At 45.3% G+C, this 22702-nt stretch carries 22 protein-coding genes and 1 pseudogene; 15 read left to right on the top strand and 8 right to left on the bottom strand.

Annotated elements, in window-relative coordinates; genetic code table 11:
* Positions 1-228 precede the first annotated feature (228 nt).
* Entirely contained in the window at positions 229-1596 is a 1368-nt protein-coding gene (locus ACN4EK_RS24235; RefSeq protein WP_431660848.1) for a helix-turn-helix domain-containing protein, read from the bottom strand.
* A 612-nt stretch (positions 1597-2208) separates the two neighbouring features.
* Positions 2209-2430 (bottom strand): hypothetical protein, encoded by a 222-nt coding sequence (locus tag ACN4EK_RS24230; protein WP_431660847.1) that lies wholly within the window; start codon positions 2428-2430, stop codon positions 2209-2211.
* A gap of 221 nt (positions 2431-2651) precedes the next feature.
* Here ACN4EK_RS24230 and ACN4EK_RS24225 point away from each other — a divergent pair, with 221 nt between their 5' ends.
* From ACN4EK_RS24225 to ACN4EK_RS24200, 6 genes are all read left to right on the top strand, one after another.
* Entirely contained in the window at positions 2652-2939 is a 288-nt protein-coding gene (locus ACN4EK_RS24225) for a hypothetical protein (protein WP_431660846.1), read from the top strand.
* A 5-nt stretch (positions 2940-2944) separates the two neighbouring features.
* A complete protein-coding gene (locus ACN4EK_RS24220) occupies positions 2945-3220 on the top strand; it encodes a hypothetical protein (protein WP_431660845.1) in 276 nt (91 codons plus the stop codon).
* A 138-nt stretch (positions 3221-3358) separates the two neighbouring features.
* Positions 3359-4009 carry a hypothetical protein gene (locus tag ACN4EK_RS24215; protein ID WP_431660844.1) on the top strand — a complete coding sequence of 217 codons (651 nt, stop codon included), beginning with the start codon at positions 3359-3361 and terminating at the stop codon, positions 4007-4009.
* 122 nt (positions 4010-4131) lie between these two features.
* A complete protein-coding gene (locus ACN4EK_RS24210; protein ID WP_431660843.1) occupies positions 4132-4443 on the top strand; it encodes an HNH endonuclease in 312 nt (103 codons plus the stop codon).
* Positions 4444-4515: 72 nt separating this feature from the next.
* Complete coding sequence (locus ACN4EK_RS24205) at positions 4516-4887, top strand: hypothetical protein (protein WP_431660842.1); 372 nt, start codon at positions 4516-4518, stop codon at positions 4885-4887.
* A gap of 8 nt (positions 4888-4895) precedes the next feature.
* Entirely contained in the window at positions 4896-5039 is a 144-nt protein-coding gene (locus ACN4EK_RS24200; RefSeq protein WP_431660841.1) for a hypothetical protein, read from the top strand.
* Here the strand turns inward: ACN4EK_RS24200 and ACN4EK_RS24195 are convergent.
* On the bottom strand, positions 5016-6080 hold the full coding sequence (locus ACN4EK_RS24195) for an IS4 family transposase (protein ID WP_431656348.1): 1065 nt from the start codon (positions 6078-6080) through the stop codon (positions 5016-5018). The two genes, ACN4EK_RS24200 and ACN4EK_RS24195, sit on opposite strands and share 24 nt — an antisense overlap.
* Before the next feature lie 10 nt (positions 6081-6090).
* On the opposite strand from ACN4EK_RS24195, the gene ACN4EK_RS24190 reads away from it, so the two are divergent.
* Positions 6091-6315 (top strand): hypothetical protein, encoded by a 225-nt coding sequence (locus ACN4EK_RS24190; protein ID WP_431660840.1) that lies wholly within the window; start codon positions 6091-6093, stop codon positions 6313-6315.
* Positions 6316-6688: 373 nt separating this feature from the next.
* On the opposite strand, the gene ACN4EK_RS24185 is transcribed toward ACN4EK_RS24190, so the two are convergent.
* The 3 genes from ACN4EK_RS24185 to ACN4EK_RS24175 all read right to left on the bottom strand — a co-directional run bounded on the left by ACN4EK_RS24185 (position 6689) and on the right by ACN4EK_RS24175 (position 8662).
* Positions 6689-7912, bottom strand: a complete 1224-nt coding sequence (locus ACN4EK_RS24185) for an IS110 family transposase (protein ID WP_431660839.1) — start codon at positions 7910-7912, stop codon at positions 6689-6691.
* Between the two features lie 166 nt (positions 7913-8078).
* A complete protein-coding gene (locus tag ACN4EK_RS24180; RefSeq protein WP_431660838.1) occupies positions 8079-8336 on the bottom strand; it encodes a hypothetical protein in 258 nt (85 codons plus the stop codon).
* Positions 8324-8662: a hypothetical protein gene (locus ACN4EK_RS24175; protein WP_431660837.1), complete on the bottom strand. Its 339-nt coding sequence runs from the start codon at positions 8660-8662 to the stop codon at positions 8324-8326. The genes ACN4EK_RS24180 and ACN4EK_RS24175 overlap by 13 nt, the downstream gene beginning before the upstream one ends.
* A gap of 203 nt (positions 8663-8865) precedes the next feature.
* On the opposite strand from ACN4EK_RS24175, the gene ACN4EK_RS24170 reads away from it, so the two are divergent.
* Positions 8866-9828 carry a helix-turn-helix domain-containing protein gene (locus ACN4EK_RS24170; protein ID WP_431660836.1) on the top strand — a complete coding sequence of 321 codons (963 nt, stop codon included), beginning with the start codon at positions 8866-8868 and terminating at the stop codon, positions 9826-9828.
* A 77-nt stretch (positions 9829-9905) separates the two neighbouring features.
* Here the strand turns inward: ACN4EK_RS24170 and ACN4EK_RS24165 are convergent, their stop codons facing one another.
* On the bottom strand, positions 9906-10946 hold the full coding sequence (locus ACN4EK_RS24165; RefSeq protein ID WP_431660835.1) for a PDDEXK nuclease domain-containing protein: 1041 nt from the start codon (positions 10944-10946) through the stop codon (positions 9906-9908).
* Between the two features lie 142 nt (positions 10947-11088).
* On the opposite strand from ACN4EK_RS24165, the gene ACN4EK_RS24160 reads away from it, so the two are divergent.
* Both ACN4EK_RS24160 and ACN4EK_RS24155 read left to right on the top strand, forming a co-directional pair.
* Positions 11089-11727 (top strand): AAA family ATPase, encoded by a 639-nt coding sequence (locus ACN4EK_RS24160; RefSeq protein ID WP_431660834.1) that lies wholly within the window; start codon positions 11089-11091, stop codon positions 11725-11727.
* Entirely contained in the window at positions 11711-12625 is a 915-nt protein-coding gene (locus tag ACN4EK_RS24155; protein ID WP_431660833.1) for a ParB/RepB/Spo0J family partition protein, read from the top strand. The genes ACN4EK_RS24160 and ACN4EK_RS24155 overlap by 17 nt, the downstream gene beginning before the upstream one ends.
* Before the next feature lie 243 nt (positions 12626-12868).
* Here ACN4EK_RS24155 and ACN4EK_RS24150 read toward each other — a convergent pair whose 3' ends face one another.
* A complete protein-coding gene (locus ACN4EK_RS24150) occupies positions 12869-13654 on the bottom strand; it encodes a hypothetical protein (RefSeq protein ID WP_431660832.1) in 786 nt (261 codons plus the stop codon).
* Positions 13655-13832: 178 nt separating this feature from the next.
* On the opposite strand from ACN4EK_RS24150, the pseudogene ACN4EK_RS24145 reads away from it, so the two are divergent.
* The 5 genes and pseudogenes from ACN4EK_RS24145 to ACN4EK_RS24125 all read left to right on the top strand — a co-directional run.
* Positions 13833-14750 (top strand): annotated as a pseudogene (locus tag ACN4EK_RS24145) (helix-turn-helix domain-containing protein); the annotation flags it as partial.
* Between the two features lie 15 nt (positions 14751-14765).
* Positions 14766-17501, top strand: a complete 2736-nt coding sequence (locus tag ACN4EK_RS24140; RefSeq protein ID WP_431660849.1) for a protein NO VEIN domain-containing protein — start codon at positions 14766-14768, stop codon at positions 17499-17501.
* 147 nt (positions 17502-17648) lie between these two features.
* On the top strand, positions 17649-18650 hold the full coding sequence (locus ACN4EK_RS24135) for a hypothetical protein (protein ID WP_431660831.1): 1002 nt from the start codon (positions 17649-17651) through the stop codon (positions 18648-18650).
* Complete coding sequence (locus ACN4EK_RS24130; RefSeq protein WP_431660830.1) at positions 18643-19503, top strand: hypothetical protein; 861 nt, start codon at positions 18643-18645, stop codon at positions 19501-19503. Before ACN4EK_RS24135 ends, ACN4EK_RS24130 begins: the two co-directional genes overlap by 8 nt.
* A 12-nt stretch (positions 19504-19515) precedes the next feature.
* Positions 19516-22680: a DUF1156 domain-containing protein gene (locus ACN4EK_RS24125; protein WP_431660829.1), complete on the top strand. Its 3165-nt coding sequence runs from the start codon at positions 19516-19518 to the stop codon at positions 22678-22680.
* Positions 22681-22702 lie beyond the last annotated feature (22 nt).

Below are 22702 nucleotides of genomic sequence, written 5' to 3'. Positions count from 1 at the left end.
ACTCTATATTGATCAGGGTTGTAATCAAAGCTGAAAGACTTGCTACATAAGGCTTTTAGAAAATTATTATCCTAAGATCCTAGAGAAATTATCCTGAGATCCTAGAGATTTGATCCTAAGATTCTAGAGGTTTTGTAATCAAACTGAAACGCTTTGTCTACAAGGATTTAAGGGCAAAATTCTCAAATATTTTTTTGATTACAAGTACCAAGAGCAACTGTGTTGTAATCAGCCTTCAATGTTGAGCACAAGACGCAAACGAGCTTCCTGATCCGGACTAGGGGTGCGCTTGCCCTTCTCCCAATGGTTAACTAGGGATTGGGAAACTCCCATCCATCCTGCTAACTTCCTCTGATTCCATTTTTTCCCTTCCCGTGCTTGACGAATCTGCTCGCCAGTCAGAGTTGGGGGAGGTTTTATTTTCGGTTGTATTCGCTTAGGCTCAGTTTTAGCGCTAATTAGTTCAGGAATAGGTGCTTTGGGTTTGATGGTGATTCCGGCAGATAGCAAAGTTTCAAAGTAGCCTTTAGGATTCCGTCCCTTATGGTTGGGTCTGATTGCCTCTAAGTAAGATTCATCAAACTCGACAGACCAATCTAGTTGCATCAATAGCAGTAGGGCTTTATCCCATCTCTTCTTCAGGTCGAAAGCTCGGCGGGAGTCTTTTCGGGCATTATCTACGATCGCCTTGGGCATGATGGTTTCTAACAATGTCCCGACTTGGTACTTCCCGCTGGGATGGATGCGGCTATCCATCGTCATGTGGATTGCTAGCCGGAGAGCTAATTCATCATGATAAGGATCGATTTTAAGAACCTCTTGGGCAAGGTAACCAAATTGGTAGAGGGCTTCTCTCAGCTTGCTTCCGGCTCTATTGAGAAACCTTTCAAAGATCATTCCGGGTTGAACACCTAAGTAAATCTCTTCTGGATGCGAGATTTTGCCGTCTACATCAAGTTGTCCATGAGGATCGATTACAACGGTCCACATTCTGCCAGTGGGGGTACTGGCATCAAGTCTGCCTTGTTTACCTCGTCCCTCAACCCACACCGTTCGTACTAACAAGCAATCCAGAATAAAAGCCGCTTTAGCAATCTCATTCAGTTTTGTATGTAAGGGAAGGTCGGTACGTTTATCCCATCCCAGTTCCTTCAAAATAGAAGTTCCTTTCAAGACAAAACCATTTCTCCAGGGTTCAGCCTGACTCATGGTATGAGCCGCAAAGAGGAGATGCAGCTTCACGGTTGTGAATCCAAATTTATCGATAATTTGTTCAGCCTGCTCCCAAGGAAGAATTTCTACATCGCCTGGGCTACTGATGTAATGCTCAACATAGTTATTGGGGTTTCCCTTAGCTCGATGCAGGAAGTATCCTAGTCCATTCTGATCTTTTTGCCAAAGGTCTTTCCGAAGCTGAGCATAGATACTACTAACCATTGCTACTGACGTCGGAATTGTAGTGAATGACTCCGACTGGAACAATGAGGACTCAACCTCTGAATAGGTTGAGTCACTGGTACTTTTAACCTCTAAGTCTTCAAAAACCTTTGTAATATTGGTGCTGAGGGCTGCCAAGGATTCAAAGGATTCACTCAATCGTTCGGCTGCTTGCCGCAAGGTGTCCGCTTTAGCGATCGCCTTCTCAGGTGTGAGCTTCCGAATGACATTGAGCGTTAAACCAAATTCGGCATTCAATACTCTGCGCCAAACGGTCTTTTCCTTAGAGGGCTGCTCAAACTCAAGAAAGTATTCAGGATGAAGAAATTTAGGTGGTTCGTCGTCAGCACACTTACGGTAAAGGGACCCATCTCCAACTTCATAATAGAGCGTTCCAGGAGGGGGTTTCGTGTCACACGAGCCATCAAATGCGAAAACCTGAGGGGTTTTGGCGATCGTTTCTAGAACCTCAGCTAAGTCCAGAAGTTGCAATGTCGTTAGGCGGACCGCTGTTTTCTCCAAATCCCGATCAGTTTCCACCCCAATCAGGTTTTCCCCAATTTGGTTTAATCGTTCAATGACGAAGGCTCTAAGTTGGGCACGTTCGATCAGTTCCATGCGTTAGTAACCTACCTTGCAGGATGATCTGGAGACGATAAGCAAGTCAGATGCTGCAAAACAATGGATTTTAAGGAGAGTTTTGAACAATCCTTCTTTTATATCCTGGCTCCAGGTTAATCCTTGCAACAACTGTAGTGTTGTCTTTGAGATTTAAGGCGAATTTGATAAATTCTTCCTTTCCTGGGCAAGTTCTGCTTCCTTCTGAGCGACCCATGCCTCTAATAAAGGAGCGAGAGCATCTCCGTGTTCCAACCCCAGGACGGCACAGACACCCTTAAATCTTCTTGCTAAATCTTTGGGTACAAAACCCCGGATTGCCTCAAAATTTGGATCTTCACGCTTTCCCACATCTATAAATTCCACGATCGCCATTTTTGATTAACCCTCAATGTGACTTGATGGTCAATGCTACAGCGATTCAGAGCAATAAATGTATAAAGCTTTGTTGCTCTGTTGCTCTGATGCTCTAGCTATTCAGAGCAACAACGTATTAAACTGTATTTTGAAGCCAACCTGTCAGCCACGATCGCCCGTCGTTGACTATTCGGTTTGCTCAATGCCTAGTCACTCAACCCTGCGACATGCCAAACCCGTTGCCGCAACTGCCACCTATTGCTCTTCCTGAGCAGATTCCGCTGATTCTGCCTCAGCCCAAATTTCAAGTCGGTGAATTTGTTCGTTGGCAGGCTGTTGTGGAACCAGATTTTGGGCGTGTAATTGGAGTAATTTTCACCCATGAGGCAACTCATCAGGTAACGGGGTTGCATTATTTGGTTTTGCTTGATCGGCAAAGTCCCTCTTATGAGTTTTGTATTCATGACTTTGCTTTTGAAGAAGATTTGGAGGCAATAGAGAAACCGCCTTATAAAGCTGAAGGGTGAGCGGTATGAGCAACTCCAAGCAACGAGTTGTCGAACTACAAAATCAGATGATGATGCATCCTGAAATTTTTAGCTTTCGCTGGGGAATGGATGCAACTGAAATTGCGGCAATCTGCGGAGTGTCGCGATCCAGTGCAAATCACTGGCTAGGTGGACGCTCTAGTCGTCGTGTGCCGGGAATTCCCTATCAAAGGATTTTGGCAATGACGGATTTTCTATTGACGAATGCAGAGCGTATACAACCGTTGATGGAACGATGGCATCAGCAATCAGAACAGTAGAGTTAATTGCACTCGGATCAATTTCCTGAAGATTAGAACACCGGGGGAAGTAGCTTTTGTCAGATTGACAACGATTTCTTGCTTCCTGTTCAGTGTGGTTTTTTAATATTCAGCAATACGTTCGTTCTGACTCAGCAAATGGCAAAATCTGCTTCAGTGATTGGCAATGTGATTACTGCTCGCGTCTCTATCCAAGGAACTCGGGCACTCCTTTGGCACCACTTTGGAATCGACTCCATTCCCCTAGAAAAACAGGAGCGAACTGGGGTTTCGGGCAATGATCCGGAGGAATGGCGTAGGACCGTTTTGATGGACTCGAATCGGCAGCTTTACCTGTTGAAAAGCTATCTTTTCCGGTGCATCCGCGACTCAGCCCCTTACATCAAACGGGGAAAAGCTTTCCAAACCGCAGTCGCCGCCACATTGCAAATCGTCGAAGATATCATTCTAATTCCTGATCGCTATGTTCCCCAAAAACCAGTGCAAGTAGAGGAAAGACAGATTTTTGAGGATACACCCCCTACGTATGTGCTGGTTGCAGGAGTTAAAAATCCCAGCACCAACAGACGCAATATCCGGTATCGCGTTGCAACCTCTCCCGGCTGGTTTTGCAACTTCACCATGATGTGGGACAAAACAGTTATTTCGAGAGGCGAAATGGAGTCTCTCTGCTTAACAGCCGGACAACTTGTCGGTGTAGGTGATGGGCGATCAATTGGCTACGGTCGTTTTCTAGTGAAGGAGTTTGAGGTGCAGACCTCAGTCGCGACATCAGCCGATACTTCTTAATGAGGTGTCGGCGCACGAGGCTAGACAAGACGTGACGTGGTCCGGCTTGTTACGGCAAAGGCTGGGCACGGTTGGGCGTGATGTGGCTAGACAAGACACGACAGGGTTTTAGGTGAGCCTAAATGAGACGGCAGCGGCGACCACCTAGCAAGATTTGGCAGCAGAAGCGGCAGCAAGTGTGGCAACGCGATGAGGGCAGATGTCAGGGACCGTACTGTGAGGATACTCTTCCCTTTTCGCTGCCATTAGAGCGGGCGCAGATTGACCATATTTTAGAATTGTCCTACGGAGGGACAAACGAGTTGAATAATTTGCGAACACTCTGCCGCCGTTGTCATACGCTCCGAGCTAGTAAAGCTCATCAGGGGTTAATTGCTAAAGCCCTGAAAGATGAAATTATTCCAGCTGACTGGCGATCGCTTGTATGGGAGTGAAAATGCTACGACAATCCTGGCGACGCCTTCGTTGAATCCAATCCCGACTCTAAAAATAGAAAAGTGAAACTATTGAGTAAACGATATATTGCAGTTACTACGACATTGTCATGGATACTATGGCTCAACAAGAAAATTTACGCTCTAAAAGTAATCTCTCTTCAACAAGCCATACGCATAGAACAATGGTTTTTACAAGGGTGGGAGAGAGAAAAGAAACGTTTGTGCCGTGCCAGTCTGAAGGCATTAGAGCAGAGTTTTGCAGAGGGGAGGTTACTCGCCGAACCTGACGTCGTCAGTCTTTTTCTTGATTTGCGGGCATTAGAAGACGAAGGGTATTACAACCAAGTTCTCAATGAACTGTATGGTAAGGGTGAGGCGCTTTTTGATGCACTCATCTATCCAGGTCTTTTGCATTTGGATTCCAAGCATAGGCAGCAGTGAGGTGCAGTATGGGCAAAGAGGTAGGATACATCCTCGATCGCGATGAACTTCTCCAGATCCGGCAGCGGAAGTTGCTGACCAGCGATCGTGACTACCTGTACTTTGCCTTACAGATTGATTATCCGGGTCTAAGTACGGGACAAAAGTTGTAGAGATTGCAAAAAGTCGGACCCATTAGACGCAGATGGATTGAGCACCAAATGGCGCAAATAATCGAATCCTAAGCGAAACAAACTTTTGGCACGACGACCGTGTTTTTTCATCTCAATCGGCTGCCATTGATGCAACCATACGCCTGTTTTCATGGCCCAACATAAAGCTAAGGTCAACAAGGCGAACAACTTGCTCAACCGCTCGGCATCGGTGAAGTGAGTGGATTCCAGACAGAAACCCCGCGTTTTGAAAATGCCAAACAAGGTTTCAATCGACCAACGTTTGGCGTAATCTTGAACCAAATTCTGGGTGTGGACGGGCGCAATGACCACGAGTAACTCCCCATCCTCAAGTCGCAGGGCTTCCACAGCAACCGGATAACCCCAGACCCGGCAAGTGCCAGTGAGTCTTTGAGATTGACCGACTTGCAGATGGGCAAAGACGACCCGCGCCGCCAGGACCTTGCCATCGTGCTCAATCTGGTCGGTGTCCCGAATCCGTAAGCGAAAGGCTAAAGCCGGTTCGAGCAGGAGATAGCGCACCCAGGCTTGGCCAACGAACTCGCGATCCGCACACAAGCAGTTCACCCGAGCGGTGGGAAATCGTTTGGCAAAGGTTTCCATAAACCGCATCCGCTCGTCGCTGTTGGAGTTCCCTTTTTTATCCAACAGCCACCACAGAATCGGGAAGGCAACCCCTTCATGCACAATGCCTAAGGTCAAAATGTTGTGCCAATGACTCCCGAATTTCCAGGTCGTGCGATCCAGGCTCAACACCCACCCTGGTGGAATTTGCATCCAACTCACCAACAGGGTCGCCAGTTCGGTGTAATCCAGGTCAAACTCTCGAAAAAAGCGCTGCAACCGCTTGTAGCTCGATTCGGGCAAAGCCTTGCCGCCAAAGCCTAAACATAGTTCGCTTAAATTTACCGTTTTGACTTTCAGCAAGGCTAACAAAAACAAAGCCAGAAATGAAATCCTGGCTCCATGCCAGTTCAATTGGGCTTGGAGGACTCGCCTTAATTCGCTATATTGGCTCATAGGGTTTCTGATGAGTGTCGTAATTCTGATGAAACCCTACCCTGCTCAATCTTTCAAGCTTTTTGTCCTGTACTTAGATCCGGGTAAGCTCAATCCAGTTATTGATGTAGAAGCATTTTGCGAACGATGGGAACTTTCGATTGGTAATTTCTATAAATCACTTGGTGATTTGAAAAATAGAGGTGTAGTAGAGGCAATCACCAACCAGTTAAACCTCAGAATTCAGGAAACCTGAGGTTCTCGTGAGAGAAAAAGAATTTACTGGGGATTCACTCTAGTAAATTCCTACGAGTTACCAAACAACTCTAATACCCAATCCTCAACAATACAGAGATGAAAATAGCTACCTAAATCGAGGTAGCTATACCAATTACCAATAAGGATGCTAGAAGTAGGTTATTACTCTTAGGTGCGTTTGCAGATTGAGCAATTTATGGTCAATAGCCGAGTCCATGAAAACGAAAGAACCAGAGGTTCATTTCACTGTGGAGACCCTAAGCTATTGGCGAAAGGTGTGGACCCTACCGCTATGTTTTATGTATCATCAATACGGAAACATTTCGCTGCTGGGTCAGTACAGCTCATCAGGCGGTTCTTAAGTAGACGGTTTAGGGTTTGCTAAAAACTTTGAGTAACTCCCTAAACAACAGAGTTGCAGCTTTAGCGCTTACTTTTGATCGAATAATCCTAATATTTCCTCTAGTCCCGTTAGCTTTGAGTTGATCGCATAGCGAACCAAGCTCCTCCACAATTTCACTTCCAACACTAGATCGTGTCCTGCGAGGCTCAATCATAGTAAAAACCCACTGCCAGATCGCTTTACGGCACAGAGCTGACCCACTTACAGTAGCTTCTTTCTTTTTTCCTGAAGATTTTTCAACGGGTGCAAACCCTATAACATGTTTAAACTTCCGCAGTGAAAAGTGCTTTTTGATCGTCTTACTACTTTTTGTGCTTGGTGCATATTCAGTATGCGCTTTACCCTCTGCAGTAAGAAAGTGTTCAAATGGAAATATTTGACTCATCAAAACCGCTTGCACTCGCGGTCCAAATCCAAATTTAGCAAATACCTGTCGGTATCTGACAAACTCCTCACTGTCAAGTAGACTATACAACTCATTTTCAATCTCAATTTCTAACAAAGATAAAGTGCACAAGATTTCTGCATAGACTTTCGTAAAGTGAGTAACCCCCAATCCAACAGATTTTTGCAGGAGGTTGTTATACCGCGTAGAAGCATTTTTGCTAACTTCTCTTCCAGCTAGCCACGCCCAAAGAGGCGGCGGCTGATCCAAAGAGTTTTTTGGTCGTTGCGATTTCACCTTTGCAATTTCCGGAAACTCATGGGCTAATCCCTGTCGTAATCGATTGATAATTGGACTTTGTGCTCGATTAATATTTTCCAACTGCAATACAAGCTCACGAATTCGAGCTGCTTCTGGAGTTCGAATTTGAAGAAATCGAGTTGGATCGTTCTGGTAGTCAAAGTAGTAACAGGCTAAAGCCAATGCGTCCGCTTGATCACTTTTTCCAGACAGGTTTAAGTGCTCACGTTGTGTCTTTAACTGATTATGTCCAACAAAAACAACCTTTACTCCATGATTTATCAGGAAAGTGCTCCAAAGACGAGAATAATGCACCCCAGTAGGTTCCAAAACTGCAATTTCTAAGTTAAGGGACAGAAGTTGCTGAAGCCCCGTAGTATCCGAATTAAGTGTTTGAAAATTGCAAAGATCTGAATGGAAAAAACTGCGAGGATTCTCAGGTCTCTCAGAAATTGAGCAAACTACAGCAGAGCTATTGCCAATATCAATGCCAGCAACACGAGTCATATTTATAGATATTTGGGTACTAATCTGTGCTTAAAAACCCCGTTGAGGGTGCCATTGAATCTCCCGAGAGCCTGGGGCTCAATTCACTCTTATAAGCACCAAGGGGTGAACTGTTCAAGCAATGCTTGACAGGCGGTGGTTTGGACCCAGTCCGCGACCTCAATTTTTAGCAAGGTTTCGCTGTCGGGTTAGGCAGCTCATCAGGCGGTTCATGACAAAAAGGTAAATTGTTACCATCTGGAAGACTTTGTTCTAATGCTTGTATTAGTTCCCAAGCATCCTCTCCACGAAAAATCGAATCCTCAACCCCGTTTGCCCAGCAAATTGTAACAAGAGGGGCTTCAGATCCAGCTTCTAAGAGAAATTCAGCAAATTGAATTTGCGCTAAATTAACAAAACAAGAGGATAATTTTAAGAACTGCATTCTGTATCTCCAAAGGTTTGCTGGTCAGAACCGGTAGATGAGTTATCTTTACCATTGCTTAGGAATGCCTCTAGCTCCTTTTGGCATTCCCTAGCAATCTCTAAATCACGGCGTTTGCACTCAATCCCTTCAAGCAGGTCAGAGATTGAAATCCCTTTTCTTGCAGCAATTTGAAGCTGTTTTTCAGATATCCCCCGCTTCCGCCCGATCCACTGCGATGCATTTGCCTTGGTCGTTTCAAAAATTCTTGCAATTTGGCTGGTTTTGGCATACCGAATGTGAAAGGCTGTAATTTTTGAGTTTTTTGGAGGAATGACGTGTTCCATTCTTGTATAACTTGTTTTACAAAACGATAACACTTTGCCAGTTCTACGTCAATATCTGGTTTCTCAGTTAAAGAACCCTCTTCCTAGATTTCTTGAGTCCCACGTCTTACGAGAGTGCGGTAGGTTACAGTAGTAGTGTTAACAAGTTATTCATTTGTATAACTTGTTTTCTAAATTCCTAGAAGCTTGTTGGTGTCATAAGAGTGATACACCTGGATGAATCTGTTACAACTCAAGAGGCATTACGCCAAACGCTTTTTGAATTCAGGCTATCGGCCGCCCAGTTAGCAAGAGATACTGGGCTGACGAAAGCACAGATTAGCCTCTTTAAAAATGGGGAACGAGATTTAACTACTCAGAGCTGGGTTAAGTTGGTTAGAGCTTTACCGGTAGAGGCACGCCTGTATTACCTAGACTTGTTATTCGGTCTTAAATTAGTTCAAAGTAAAGACTTACCTACAACCCCAACTGGTAATACTAATGAAGAGATTCAAAATATTTATAGGAATGTTCGTGAGATTAGTGAGAGCAAAATCGGGAATATTATTCAGAATCTAGAGGTGCTTAAACAGCGTTGTGATCCGAAAAACGAGAATTTATTTGTGAGTCTGCAACGTCAACTTAGAGAGTTAGGAGAAACTTTAGCGACGGTTAATACTCAATCAAAATTTGACGAAATATTTGATGCTATTTCTGAATTTGAAAGGGAAGAAGCCATCCTATTTTTAAAAGAACGAGCTGAATGTATTCGAGAACTATACCTAGAGAGTATTAGGCAAGATGGTTTAAACAAGGCAAGGGAGAAGCTTGGCTTGCCTGCACGAATAACATCCAGCGATACGCTTCCCAGTTACATAGCAGTAATGAAGGAGTTGAAAGAACTGCAAGGGTTAAGATTTTCGCAGCAAGCAGTAAGCGAATTGACTCAATTAGTTCAGAGAAGAATAACGCGCTACTTTGATCGGAGTCTCAAAGAGTACTCATTGCATCTTGGGGTCCCAATGGAGCAATTGCAGCAATTTATTAGAGGGGATATTCAGGACATAATTAACGTATTCTTAGAGCGTTTAGCTCCTGACCTGACTAATCCAGATACTAAACAACCGTTCACTGATGCAAATGAGTTGGCCCTATGGAGTGGATTAATAGACACTAGTCATCCCTAATAAGAAACTCACTTTTCTCTAGAAATTTAGATCTACTACAAGGGTATCTATCTCCGGCACGTTGAACGCTGCTTACTCTACTCGGGTATATTTCCGATGTCAGAGGCGATCGCCTCTAGCTTCATCTCCAACTGCTCAATCGAAGGTAGGTTCTCTTGAAGTTTGCCGGGTAGCTGATGGGTCGCCACCGCGATCGGTGTGTTCAAGTTTCGGAGGGCATACTCTGCCTTTGTCTTCCTCTTGGATTTGCAGAGAATCAGTCCGATTGTCGGGTTATCGGTCTCATGGCGCATCAGGTCGTCTACTGCCGACACGTAAAAATTCATTTTTCCAGAGTATTCCGGCTGAAACTCGCCCATCTTTAAGTCGATCACAATGAAGCAACGCAGCTTGAGGTGGTAGAAGAGCAAGTCCAAATAAAAATCCTCACCATCAACCTCAAGGTGGTACTGACTGCCAACGAAAGAGAACCCAATGCCAAGTTCGATCAGGAAATCACGGATATGATTGACCAGTGCCTGCTCTAATCCACGCTCCTGTATGTCGTCCTGAATTGAGAGAAAATCGAAGCAATAGGGATCTTTAATTAGATTCTGTGCCAGGTCTGACTGGGGTTTGGGTAATGTGCGCTCGAAATTCGTGACAGCTTTACCCTGCCTTCCGAAAAGATTGCTTTCAATCTGCCAGACTAGGACATCCCTACTCCATCCGTTTTCGATGGCTTTTTCTGCGTACCAGAGCCGTTGCTCCTGGGTCTTTACCTTGTCGAGAAGAGCAATGTTGTGCCGCCACGGTAATTTACCAACGCTGCGTTGGTAAATTGCTTCATCTGGGTATGCCTCTGCAAAAGCCTTCATGTAGCCCAGGTTGGAGCGGGAAAATCCTTTGATTTCTGGAAACTCCTTCCGTAGGTCTTTAGCCAAGCGTTCGATCACCCTGGTTCCCCATCCCTCGCTCTGTTGTTGTTCCAGAATTGAGCGTCCAATTTGCCAGTAGAGGTGGATTAGCTCCTGGTTTACAGCCAGCGCCGCCCTAACTTGAGCGGTTCTAATCCGCTCTTTGAGTCGATTTAGAAAGTCATCGTAGTCCTGGGGCAGGGAAAGCAGGCGATCGCTCACGAAACTCGCACTCTAAAAATCTGGGGTTCAGCCTCTTATCGTGACATGATCCCAATGCATTTGCTTAAAATTGGCGAGATTTTAGGTTCATGGAGATGCGATTCCTGGCATCATTAAGAGCAAAGAGGTTATCAGAATAGCAATGCTCATTGGTGTTTTAAACAGAAAAGGGGGATGTGGTAAGTCAACAACGGCTGTCCATTTGGCGTACTGGCTATCTCAGAAGCAGCAACGTGTAATCCTGATTGATTCAGATGGGCAGATGAGTTCCAGCCAGTGGCTCAAGAAGTTGGATATGCCTTCTGTCGTGATTGATGACCCCGATGACCTGTTTGACCAGATCGGCAAGCTATCTGAGGAGTATGATTCCGTCGTTGTAGATTCTCCTTCCGTTCTAGGGGAACCAGCTAAGTCTGTATTACTCAGCGTGGATCTGGCGATTGTTCCGGTACAACCTTCCAACCTGGATCTCCTCTCAGCCAAGGATATCGTTCGTTTGGTTCACCAGGCGCAAAAGATTCGGAAGGGCGCACCCAAAGCAGCGATGTTTCTCAGCCGAGCGTCTCGGGGAACCGTGCTCATGAGAGAGGCTCAGGAAGCATTGAGCAAAACTCAAGGGTTTGTACTGCTGGATTCTGTAATTTACCAACGGCAGGCGATCGCTGATGCACCCGGACAGGCAGCAACAGTTTTCACAATGTCGGGAGAAGCTGCTAACTCTGCTGCGAAAGATTATGACAGTTTGTTTGAAGAGGCTGTGAGTTATGGCAAGGCGAAATAGTTTGAAAGACGAATGGCAATTTGAGGCTGATGCTACTTCTGTGGATAAGCAGAGCCTTTCAGTTGAATCAATTACCTTGCCCGCAAGTCAGCCCCGCCGTTATTTCGATCCCGAAAAACTCCGGCAGCTTACGGAATCGGTTCGGCAGCATGGAATTCTTGAACCTATCCTGGTTCGTCCCTCTCAGAAGGAGGGATTGTATGAGTTGGTTGCCGGGGAGCGACGGTTCAGAGCAGCCCAGGAAGTGGGGTTATCTTCCGTTCCGGTCACAATTCGAGAGTTGAGTGATGAAGAAGCTCTACAGCTTGCCCTGGTTGAAAACTTACAGCGCGAGGATTTGAACCCTGTTGAAGAGACGGAGGGAATTCTGCAATTGCTGGCTCTCAGGCTCAAAATTCCCCCGATTGACGTTCCCCCTCTCCTTTACAAAATGCGAAATGAGGCGATCGGCACAGTTAATCAAAACGTTTTGATTAGCTCAGAAGCTGAATCAGTACAGGCTGTTTTTACCGAGGTGGGGACGATTACCTGGGAGTCCTTTGTAACTAGCCGACTCCCTCTTCTCCGGCTACCACCAGAGATCCTTGAAGCTCTCCAAAGTGGGAAGATTGCCTACACCAAGGCACAGGCGATCGCTCGCGTGAAGGACGACAACCAGCGCAAGGAACTGTTAGAAGAAGCGATCGCACAAGACTTCTCCCTAAGCCAAATTAAAGAGAAGGTCGCTATCCTTAAATCTCCTAAAACGGATGTCGAGGCTGAGCCGTCATTGAGAAGCCAGATTGATGATGTTTTGCGACAAGCGAAGCGATCCAAGGTATGGGATGACCCCAAGAAGCAGCGCCGGCTAGAAAAAATATTGACAGAACTAAAGATGCTAGTAGACGATGCTGATTAATGTTCTTTAAAGAAATTTATCTGAAGTGGGAAATATTTCCGCTATGCTGATGTCTGAGCAAAGAATTGTTTCATTTAAATCTGGGCTAATCTGATAACAAGGGGATGGGTTAATCAAAACGTTTTGATTAACACTAAGGGATCGTTAATTAGTTGGTGTATTAGCTTTTAACGCTTCTAAGTAAACAGCAGATGTTCTTTAATAGCCACATCTGCTGTTTAGAGGAAATCATGCAAGCATCAGCTATGCAGACTCTGCCAATTCTGGTAAGAATCTGTTCTTCTCAAGCTTGCGGAACCGAGCTAATCGTTCTAACCACTCATGTTTGTAAATCTCCATCTGAACTGGGGAGAAGACAAACTCATCACACGTACCATCCCCAACTAGGTAAATTAGCGCGGCTTGTTCAACTGGGTACAACAATTCGATCGGAAGATAATACGCAGCAAGTTGCAGAATCTTATCTTGAACCCAGTCCAGAGAGGTCTTCGCCTTTGAAGAGGTTTTTAAGTCGCTCAACGTGAGTTTGCCTTTGTATGAGCTTAGCTGGTCAATAACCCCATAGTACCGATGAGTAAAGCTAACGACCATCTGCTCAGAGAGGATTGACGGTTCATAGTTAGGCAACACCTTCTCCAAAGCTTGAAAATATGGCTCAAATCTACTGCTAACTGGCGGAGGAACTTCGCCAGTTACGTAGGAGTGAAGCAGGGCATGGGCAGCCTTTCCAGCAGCAATTGCCTCATTTCGAATTCGCTCTGCTTCTTGCACTCCAACACGCTGCTCCCACCGCTGTAAAGCAGCTTCAGATGCGGGGTCTTTAGTTAATCCTTGGATTGCGCCAACACTGTAGAATGTACTGTCTTGGCATGGTTCCAACCCATGGGGTACGTAGCAGAACTGCCCTAGGTATTTCCGACCTTGTAACACTGGGAGATGTTGCTGATTAGGATCAGCAGGGCGCAAGGTTTTATCAGGTGCACGAAAATAGAGTGCTGCTGCACTCAAAGATTGAGATAGAATAGTCATAGTTATTTTTGAACTCGGCGATTTCACACAGGTGTGATGTCGCCGTTTTTGTTGGCTTATTCACCTGTGTGATCGAAATATAGCTTGACGCTATATTGTCGTCAATAGGTCACGCGATGGTGTAAAGTTTATCTGTTGGATCAACTAAAGCCGATATAGCGGTGCTAAATTAGCAAGCATGGAACATGATTTGCCTAGGGACTTCCCAACCAGAATCAAGCGGTTGCGTACCAAACTTGGATTGACTCAGAAAGCGATGGCTGAAGTGATGGGGTTGTCTTTTACCTCTGTCAACCGATGGGAGAACGCTAAGGCTGAGCCATCTATCCTTGTTTGGAACCGCATTCTTCGTGCTGAAAGCTTGGGAATTGAAGCACTGAAGCCAGATTATATCGAGCAACTTCTATCTGGGGAACCGATCCTAGAACCTGTTCTCGAAGAAGTAATAGAGGAGGTACCTGACTTTTCTGCTGAACCAGATATTGTTTGGGTTGTTTCCGAAGCAGAACGATTGACCTGTGGGCATTTATTCAACCCTACCTTTGCCACTGAAACATCCCAAATTGACCCCTTACCCCACCAGCGAGTTGCAGTCTATGACTTCATGTTGAAGCAGCCTAGGCTACGGTTTCTGCTGGCAGATGATGCAGGAGCTGGGAAGACCATTATGACTGGTCTCTACATCCGAGAGATGATATCGAGACGATTAATAAATCGAGTGCTGATTGTGCCGCCTGCTGGCTTAGTTGGCAACTGGGCAAGAGAAATGAGAGCGCTCTTTAATCTACCGTTTCAAGTTGCAGTAGGCGCTGATGCCAGAATGGGTAACCCGTTTGTAGGTACAGACAGCAACCTGCGGATTGTTAGTGTAGATACACTGTCCGCTCAAAGGATGTTCTCTCGGCTGCAAGCACCGGATGTTGTTCCCTACGATCTTGTAGTTTTTGATGAAGCCCACAAACTATCAGCAACGCAAGAAGCGGATTTCAGTGTACGCCGAACTCGCCGATATCGCCTAGCGGAAACCTTAGCTGGAATTAGTAGCGCTGATCCAGATTGGCAGTTGACATGGAGTTGCCGACATCTATTGTTACTAACTGCAACCCCACACATGGGTAAGGACTTACCCTACTACTACTTATGGCGGCTATTAGAACCAGAAATTTTATCAACGCGGGACGCGTTTGATGCTTATCCACTAGAAGCAAGAGCGCACCATTTTATTCGTCGCACTAAAGAAGAAATGGTGGACTACAACGGAAATCGTATCTATCCTCTACGAACCTCGGATACTCTTAGCTATGTGTTGACTCAAGGTGAAATTAGCGAGCAGGCACTCTACGATCAAACGACTCAATACATTCAAAAATTTTACAATCGTGCCCGAATATTGAACCGTTCTGCTGCTCAACTAGCAATGAGCATTTTCCAGCGGCGATTAGCAAGTTCAACTTATGCGTTAATGCGCTCATTTGAGAATCGCTTGAAGAAACTGGATGGGCTGATCGAAGAAATTGTGTCTGGACGGTTGGATTTGGAAGAACTGTCGTTGCGTCAAGGGCGATTAGACAGAGATGCTTATGATGCTCTAATCGAAACTACGGCCGAGGAAGAAGAGAGTGAGGACGAATGGGAAGGTAATGAAATTGCAGAGAACAAGACGTTGGGTGGTGTTGCAGCAGTTTCTTTAGACGAACTGCACGTGGAACGACATCAAGTGAATCATCTGTTGAAGCTGGCGCAGCAGGTTTATCAGATGGGACAAGAGTCGAAGTTTGAGAAGCTACGGGAAGCTTTAAGTGATCCTCACTACAAAGCAGAAAAATGGCTAATTTTTACAGAACACCGCAACACACTGGAGTTCTTAGTACAGAGGTTAGAGAGTTTAGGCTACACCGATAAAGTGGCGCAAATTCATGGGGGCATGAACTATGAGGAAAGAGAACGACAGGTAGAGTTGTTTCGCCGTGAGGATGGGGCCAATTACTTGGTGGCGACAGATGCTGCGGGGGAAGGAATTAATTTGCAGTTTTGTTGGTTGATGATCAACTACGACATTCCGTGGAATCCGGCTCGATTAGAACAGCGTATGGGTCGAATTCACCGCTACAAACAGAAACGGGATGTAATTATCTTAAATCTTTTGGCTCAAGGAACTCGTGAGGGACGAGTTCTAAAAACATTATTGGACAAATTAGAACGAATTCGTCAGGAGATGGGTTCAGACAAAGTTTTTGATGTAGTGGGGCGAGTGTTCAAAAAACTTTCTATCAAACAATATATGGAGCAATCTTTAACTGAAGAAGGAGCGAGAATTGCTCAGCAGGAGATTGAGTCACTGTTGACGAAGCGGCAGATTGAGAAAGAGATTCAGAAGCGGGAGCAAGAACTTGGATTTAGTTTTAAATCCAAGTCTGTTTCACCAAAATCTTCCAATCAATTACTAACCCAATCCCTTGCCTTATCGCAACTGTCCTCACTAAAACAGCAATTAAGCCATGAGGAGTTACGATTACTCCTGCCAGGTTATGTTCTGCGGTTACTGACAAAAGCAATGCCACTACTGGGAATTGCTTTTGAAGGCAACATCGATGGCTACTTTTCCTTCAAAGCAATTCGTTCTGGTGCACTTGATCCGCTTTGGCTTACTTTGGAGACATATCCCTCTGAGAATCGGAATCGCTTTACAGTTTACAAACCAGGCGATAAACGATCAGTTATTCATCCTGACGCGGATTTACCATCGATCTTCTTACATCCCGGCGAACCCGTTTTTGAGCGCCTCTGCGCTTATATTCGGTCGCAGTTTGCTGATCGGGCACTAAAAGGAGGAGTATTTGTTGATCCGACAGTGGTACAGCCCTACCTGTTTCATTTATTGCGGGTAACTGTGCTGCGGAAAGCAGACCCGGCTTTTCCAAACCTAGCCCAGGAAGAGCAGTTGGATTATCGTCTAGTAGGGTTGAAGCAAGATCAGTCAGGACGAATTACACCCTGTTCAGTGGAGCATTTGATGTTGCTGAAGGGAACTAAGGGTATTGCAGCTAAAGCAGAACAGTTAGTGGCTTCGAGTCGTGAATCTTGCAAATTGGCAAAAGCTTTCGCACTAGAGCGAGTGGCAAGGACGTATGCTGACCAGAAAATTCAGGAGGTTCAAGCGGCTTTACCAGAGAAGGAAGATTTCTTGCGGCGTGGTTATGACTATCAGGAAGCAGAACTAGCAGCAGCACGGGCAAAGCAAACTGAAAAAGCACGGACAGGTAACATTCGAGCGAAAGGGGAACTAACGCGGATTAAGGAGCGCCAACGACGGCTAGCTTCTATTAGGGATGAAGCGATCGCAACATTGCGACGAGAACCAGAGTTAATTGTGCCTGGTGAGGTTTCATTCTTGGCTCATGCGTTAGTGTTACCGTCAAGTGATCCGGAAGAGATGCAGCGTTTTGACCAGGAGGTAGAAGATATCGCGATGAAAGTAGCACAGGGATATGAAGTAGCACAGGGTGCAACTGTTCGGGATGTTTCAACTCCTAGTCAAGCAATTGAAGCTGGATTAAGCGAATATCCAGGATTTGATTTGTTATCAGTACGACCTAACGAGTTACAAGGACGGGCAATTGAAGTAAAGGGGCGTAAAGGAATTGGTGTTGTAGAGCTTACTGACAACGAATGGAGTAAAGCATGTAATTTGCGCGGTCGCTACTGGCTCTATGTCGTTTATGAGTGTGCTTCTGCTCATCCCCGGTTGCTACGAGTACAAGACCCGTTTGGAAAACTAATGGCACGTACCAGTCAACATTGGCTGATTAACGAACGAGATATTTTTAACGCTGCAGAAGCTGATTAGAAATTTATTTATTGAGTGACTAGAGGAGAAGTAAATGCAAATCAAATTTGCAAGCAAAAACCCATTTTATTAGCTAATGGCGAATTACTTAAATTTTTGAGGATTGAAGAGACCGAATCACTAATCAATAAAGGACAAAATTGTTGAATGGTATATACGGTTTGGAGCGCGTTTAATCAGTTTAGACAGAATACTGTTGACCTTGATCCTAATGCTGTCAAAGTTGCGAGGTCAAGTCGAGATCACCTCTTTGAGCAAATTGAAAGACTTGCTCAGAATAATGTTGGGTTTCCTAAATTACAAGGTTCATTCCTACCTTTTGGCTCATTTGCACGACGAGCAAAGACACGTCCCTTAAATGATATTGATCTGCTTATTCTCCTTAAAGGAAATGGGCTAGAGGTTCAGCAGGCATGGTCGTCGCTCTACACCTATCGATTGAAGCTTGTCAATAGTAAGGCTCCTCTAGCCTTCTTTGTAGATGAATATGGATACATCAATTCAACCAGAATTCTGAATAGCTTCAAGTCTAATTTGAGTTTGGTTAGTAGTTACCAAAAGGCTGAATTGAAACGGTCGATGCAGGCCGTTGTATTGAATTTGAAATCTTACTCTTGGGTTTACGATATTGTTCCAGCAGTGCCAGTAGAAGGTTATGACGGTAAGATCAGTTATTTCTTAATCCCAGATGGGGCTGGGAATTGGATTAGAACTGATCCGCGCACTGATTCCAAAAATATCACTGAGGTCAGCCTAAAACATAATGGTAAATTTTTACCTACAATGAGGCTGCTGAAATATTGGAATTTTAGAGTTCATAAACCTCGGCTTGCTTCTTATTATTTTGAGACGCTTGCAATCAAAGTCTTTCAATATGCCCCTGCTATTGAGGACTATCCAAAGGCAATTAAGTATTTCTTTGACTATTGTCCTAGCTATCTCCAATCGTCTTGTCCTGATCCTAAAGGTTTAGGTTCAAATTTAGATGAGAACGTAACTTGGGAAACAAAAACGAAGGTTGTTCAGGCGATGAACGGGGCCTCAAAGCTTGCAACAGCAGCTTTCATTCATGAGGCAAGAGCAGAACAGAAACAGGCGATTGCCTGCTGGCGGCAAGTGTTTGGTTCGGAGTTTCCTATCTATGGTTAATCCAGGAAGTCCTTCACGACACGATCCACGAGCTATTTGCAATGCCTACTTTGTATTAGCAAAAAAATGGCTAACATTTGCGTTGCTTTGTAAGTTGCTGATTTTTGTAGTTGGAACGATTACAGTTTTTGTGCCAAGTCTTGGAGGTTACATCCCCCCTTTATTGATTACGCTCTTCGCGATCATTGCAGAACTGTTTTCATGGCGCTCTGATGTATACAAGGGTAGTGCTGAAGCATTGCTTAGGAAGTTAGATGCCAGAGATTCATTGGGTTGGGCCATTTCTGGAGCAGAGATGTCTGACTTGGGAATTCGTAGTCCGAAGAAGTTGAGCAAACTTGTGTCTGCTGCTGCTCTAAACCAAGAGTATTTTGCTAGTCAAGAAGGAGTTGGTGCAAAGCGAACGTTAGAAAACATTCAAGAGTCGGCCTGGTGGAGCAAACACTTATCTGAACGAATGGGGCAGTACTATCTGCTCCTAACTGTTGGTCTGATTATTGGGCTAGTTTTGGTGTTAGCTGCAAGTGTTGAAACAGTTCGTAACTACACTCTTTTGGTTGGAATTGGGCGAGTTGTAACGGCTTCGCTCATGTTGGTGTTTTCGCTGGGCTTATTTCGGTCAGTGCTGGGTTACTACAGCTTTGCTGGGAAGGCGGCGCGAATTGAGGAGAGGATTGAGCATTTATTGGGAAACGTCTCGATCACTGAAATTGATGCCATTAAAGTCATGCATGAGTATCAACTCGCCCGCTCGTCTGCACCGTTAATTCCATCTTGGCTATGGGAGCAGATGAAGGATGATCTCAATGAAATGTGGCATCAGTATCGACAACCACACGCAAATCAGCCATAGGGGAAGTGGAACATGACAGATTTACAAGGTCGTCGGTTGATTGAGGTGGCATTTCCACTCCGGCAAACTTCTATTGACTCAGTTCACGAGAAGAACGTCCGGCATGGTCATGTCTCGACATTGCACCTCTGGCCTGCACGTCGTCCACTGGCAGCTTGTCGAGCTGCACTGATCGCTACCTTGCTTCCAGATCCGGGTAATACAGAAGAGCGCAGACAGCTATTGGAAAAGCTAGGCGGACGAACGACGCCGGTGCTTAAACGGAAAAAGATGCCGAGTGGCAAGGTTGAAGAAGCGGAAGTTGAAGAAACGGTCGGTGGCATTTTGCACTGGGGACGGGAGTCTAGCCCAGACTTGGAATGGTTTCGGCAAAAAATTCGAGAAGCTTATGGTGGTAGATCCCCCAAAGTGCTTGATCCATTTGCAGGAGGTGGGGCAATTCCTCTAGAGGCAATGCGATTGGGTTGTGAGGCAACAGCGATCGATTTGAATCCGGTCGCATGGTTTATTCTCAAATGTACATTGGAATATCCACAGAAGTTAGCAGGACAATACCGCCCACTACCACAGTTTGCCTTGGAGTCACCGGAGTTTATGGAAGGTTTCTTTAAGGGAACGGGGAAACTAACTAAGAAACAACTGGAGCGCAATTTAGAAACGGTGCAATTGGGATTGTTCCCACCACCGGATGTGGGGTTGGGATGGCATGTACGAGCGTGGGGCTGGTGGGTATTGCAACGTGCCAAACAGGATCTCGCCAAATTCTACCCAACCTATGCCGAGTGCCGTCGTGAGGATGGTGGAGTTGAACGAGTGTTATGTCCCCTCAAACTTAACGGCAATGTTGATCATGAAGCACTAGAAGCACTTCGACCGACTAATGCTTCTCCTTGGATTGTGAAACCAACGGTTGCCTATCTCTGGGCACGGACGGTGCAGTGTAAAAACTGTCGAGCCACGATTCCACTGTTAAAAACGCGATGGTTATGCAAGAAAGATAACAAACGAGTGCTGCTGAACTTAGAACTGAATTCAGAAAAAAATGGTGTGGTGTTCAGTGTGGAGAATAATGTGCCGAAGGTTGGTAAGAACACGGCACAGCGACGGGAGCATGACAAGAAGATTGGCATGGGGACAATGTCGAAAGCTGGAGCTTCTTGTCCTTGCTGCAAAGTAGCAATTATGACGATGGAAGACATCAGAATAGCAGGAAGGGCAGGCAAACTAAATTCTGTGATGACGGCTGTAGTTGTAGACGGATTAAATAGCAAGGAATACCGAGATCCCACTACAGAAGAACTTGAGGTTTTTTCTCAGGTTAATCAAGAGCTAGAACAGGTTTTTTCAGAGATTCCATTTAATTTTCCTAATGAACCAACACCAGGACCAGCAGGACCTCAAAAAAAATCTTCGTCCCTAACAATCTACGGCTTTTTAAAGTGGAAAGATATTTTTACCTCTCGCCAACTTCTCGCTTTAGGTACGTTCATTAAACACACTCGCATAGCTTATCAAGCTTTAAAAGATGAAGGTTACCCAGCAGATTTAGTTGAAATTATTGGAGCATATTTGGCATTGTCAATTAGCCGTATGAGTGATCGCTCCAGCACAATTTGTCATTGGAGCTTAGGCCGAGAAACAATACAAAATACCTTTTCACGTTTTGCGCTTCCCATTAGCTGGGATTTTTCAGAAAGTAACCCAATAGCTACAAGTTCGGGTACTTATGATGGTCAGATTGATTGGATTACCAAAGTAATTGATCACTGTGCTACAGCTGAACAAGCTGCTGATCCCTCTAGTGTCAGGCAGATGTCTGCTCTCGCGATACCAGAGCAAGAATATTGGGATGTAATCATGGCTGATCCTCCCTATTACGAGAGCATTATCTACTCAGACATTATGGATTTCTTCTATGTCTGGCTCAGACGTACCCTTTACGGTTTATCGCCAGAATTAGATGCCATTTTTCATGAGCCATTAGCTCCAAAGTGGAACCATGAAAAAAATGATGGTGAGTTAGTTGATGAACCAGGACGACATGGTTGGGACATTAGAAAAGGAAAGGACGTTTACGAAGACGGCATGTTTCGGGCTTTCAAAGCTTGCCACAAAGCTTTGAAGCCCAACGGTAGATTTGTCATTGTATTTGCAAATAAGAAGCCAGATGCGTGGGAAACTCTTGTTTCCGCAATTATTCGAGCAGGTTTTATTGTGGATGGAAGTTGGCCCATTCAAACTGAAATGGGTAATCGAACTCGTGCGATTGCTTCTGCAGCCCTTTCTTCCTCTGTTTGGCTTGTTTGCAAAAAGCGCCCTACTTCTTCCCGTCCTGGTTGGGATAACGCTGTATTAGAAGAAATGCACGCTAATGTGCAAACTCAACTACGCGAATTTTGGGATGCAGGTATTCGGGGGCCTGATTTTGTGTGGGCAGCAACAGGTCCTGCACTAGAGGCATTCAGTCGTTATCCAGTCGTCAAAAAAGCGAACGAATCTGGTGTGATGAAAGTCGAGGAGTTTCTCGATCATGTTCGCCGCATGGTTGTTAACTTTGTCATCGGACGTATTCTTCCTGAAGGCGACTCTGAAGTCGCTAGTGGCTTGGATGATATTACGGCCTACTACCTACTGCACCGCCGAACTTTCGGCATGGAAGAAACACCGATCGGAGCTTGCATTCTCTATGCCCTTTCTTGTGGACTCAAAGATCGTGATTTAGTTGATCTAGACATCATCAGTCGTAGCGGTACTGCTGCACCTGTTGAGGAGCCAGAGGATGAGCTTGACCCTGATGCAGACGAACCCGTTAGTAAAGGCAGCACCGTCAAACTCAAGCCGTGGCACCAGCGGGATCGACGCAATCTTGGTTATGAAGCTCCAGGTGGCAAACCAGTTCCTCTTATCGACCAAGCCCACCGTCTCATGTATCTCTGGAGAGCAGGCGACAAAAGCAAAGTGGATGAGTACCTTAAAAGTAGAGGATTGCATCACAACGTGCTTTTCCACCAGCTTCTTCAGTCTTTGATTGAACTGTCAGAAAACAGCGAACGTGCCACTCTGGAGAGCATTAGTAACGACATAACCCCCAAAGCCACTGCTGTTGTACGGGAGCAACTGTCAATCTATGACAGCGAAAAGACTGATAGTCCAGACCCCACAGAAGAAGGGGAATGATAAGTACAGAAACCCTATTGCC

The organism is Pantanalinema rosaneae CENA516 (assembly GCF_050753385.1).
GTDB classification, from domain to species: domain Bacteria; phylum Cyanobacteriota; class Cyanobacteriia; order Leptolyngbyales; family Leptolyngbyaceae; genus Pantanalinema; species Pantanalinema rosaneae.
Note: the sequence above shows the minus strand (reverse complement) of the source record. Positions and strands in the feature narration are given on the sequence as shown.

Bases quoted from the DNA above. Each gene is read 5' to 3' on its own strand.
- ACN4EK_RS24230 (WP_431660847.1), bottom strand. From the start codon at position 2,430: ATGGCGATCGTGGAATTTATAGATGTGGGAAAGCGTGAAGATCCAAAT.
- ACN4EK_RS24220 (WP_431660845.1), top strand. From the start codon at position 2,945: ATGAGCAACTCCAAGCAACGAGTTGTCGAACTACAAAATCAGATGATG.
- ACN4EK_RS24215 (WP_431660844.1), top strand. From the start codon at position 3,359: ATGGCAAAATCTGCTTCAGTGATTGGCAATGTGATTACTGCTCGCGTC.
- ACN4EK_RS24210 (WP_431660843.1), top strand. From the start codon at position 4,132: ATGAGACGGCAGCGGCGACCACCTAGCAAGATTTGGCAGCAGAAGCGG.
- ACN4EK_RS24200 (WP_431660841.1), top strand. From the start codon at position 4,896: ATGGGCAAAGAGGTAGGATACATCCTCGATCGCGATGAACTTCTCCAG.
- ACN4EK_RS24195 (WP_431656348.1), bottom strand. From the start codon at position 6,080: ATGAGCCAATATAGCGAATTAAGGCGAGTCCTCCAAGCCCAATTGAAC.
- ACN4EK_RS24190 (WP_431660840.1), top strand. From the start codon at position 6,091: ATGAGTGTCGTAATTCTGATGAAACCCTACCCTGCTCAATCTTTCAAG.
- ACN4EK_RS24185 (WP_431660839.1), bottom strand. From the start codon at position 7,912: ATGACTCGTGTTGCTGGCATTGATATTGGCAATAGCTCTGCTGTAGTT.
- ACN4EK_RS24180 (WP_431660838.1), bottom strand. From the start codon at position 8,336: ATGCAGTTCTTAAAATTATCCTCTTGTTTTGTTAATTTAGCGCAAATT.
- ACN4EK_RS24175 (WP_431660837.1), bottom strand. From the start codon at position 8,662: ATGGAACACGTCATTCCTCCAAAAAACTCAAAAATTACAGCCTTTCAC.
- ACN4EK_RS24160 (WP_431660834.1), top strand. From the start codon at position 11,089: ATGCTCATTGGTGTTTTAAACAGAAAAGGGGGATGTGGTAAGTCAACA.
- ACN4EK_RS24155 (WP_431660833.1), top strand. From the start codon at position 11,711: ATGGCAAGGCGAAATAGTTTGAAAGACGAATGGCAATTTGAGGCTGAT.
- ACN4EK_RS24150 (WP_431660832.1), bottom strand. From the start codon at position 13,654: ATGACTATTCTATCTCAATCTTTGAGTGCAGCAGCACTCTATTTTCGT.
- ACN4EK_RS24140 (WP_431660849.1), top strand. From the start codon at position 14,766: ATGGGTAAGGACTTACCCTACTACTACTTATGGCGGCTATTAGAACCA.
- ACN4EK_RS24135 (WP_431660831.1), top strand. From the start codon at position 17,649: ATGGTATATACGGTTTGGAGCGCGTTTAATCAGTTTAGACAGAATACT.
- ACN4EK_RS24130 (WP_431660830.1), top strand. From the start codon at position 18,643: ATGGTTAATCCAGGAAGTCCTTCACGACACGATCCACGAGCTATTTGC.
- ACN4EK_RS24125 (WP_431660829.1), top strand. From the start codon at position 19,516: ATGACAGATTTACAAGGTCGTCGGTTGATTGAGGTGGCATTTCCACTC.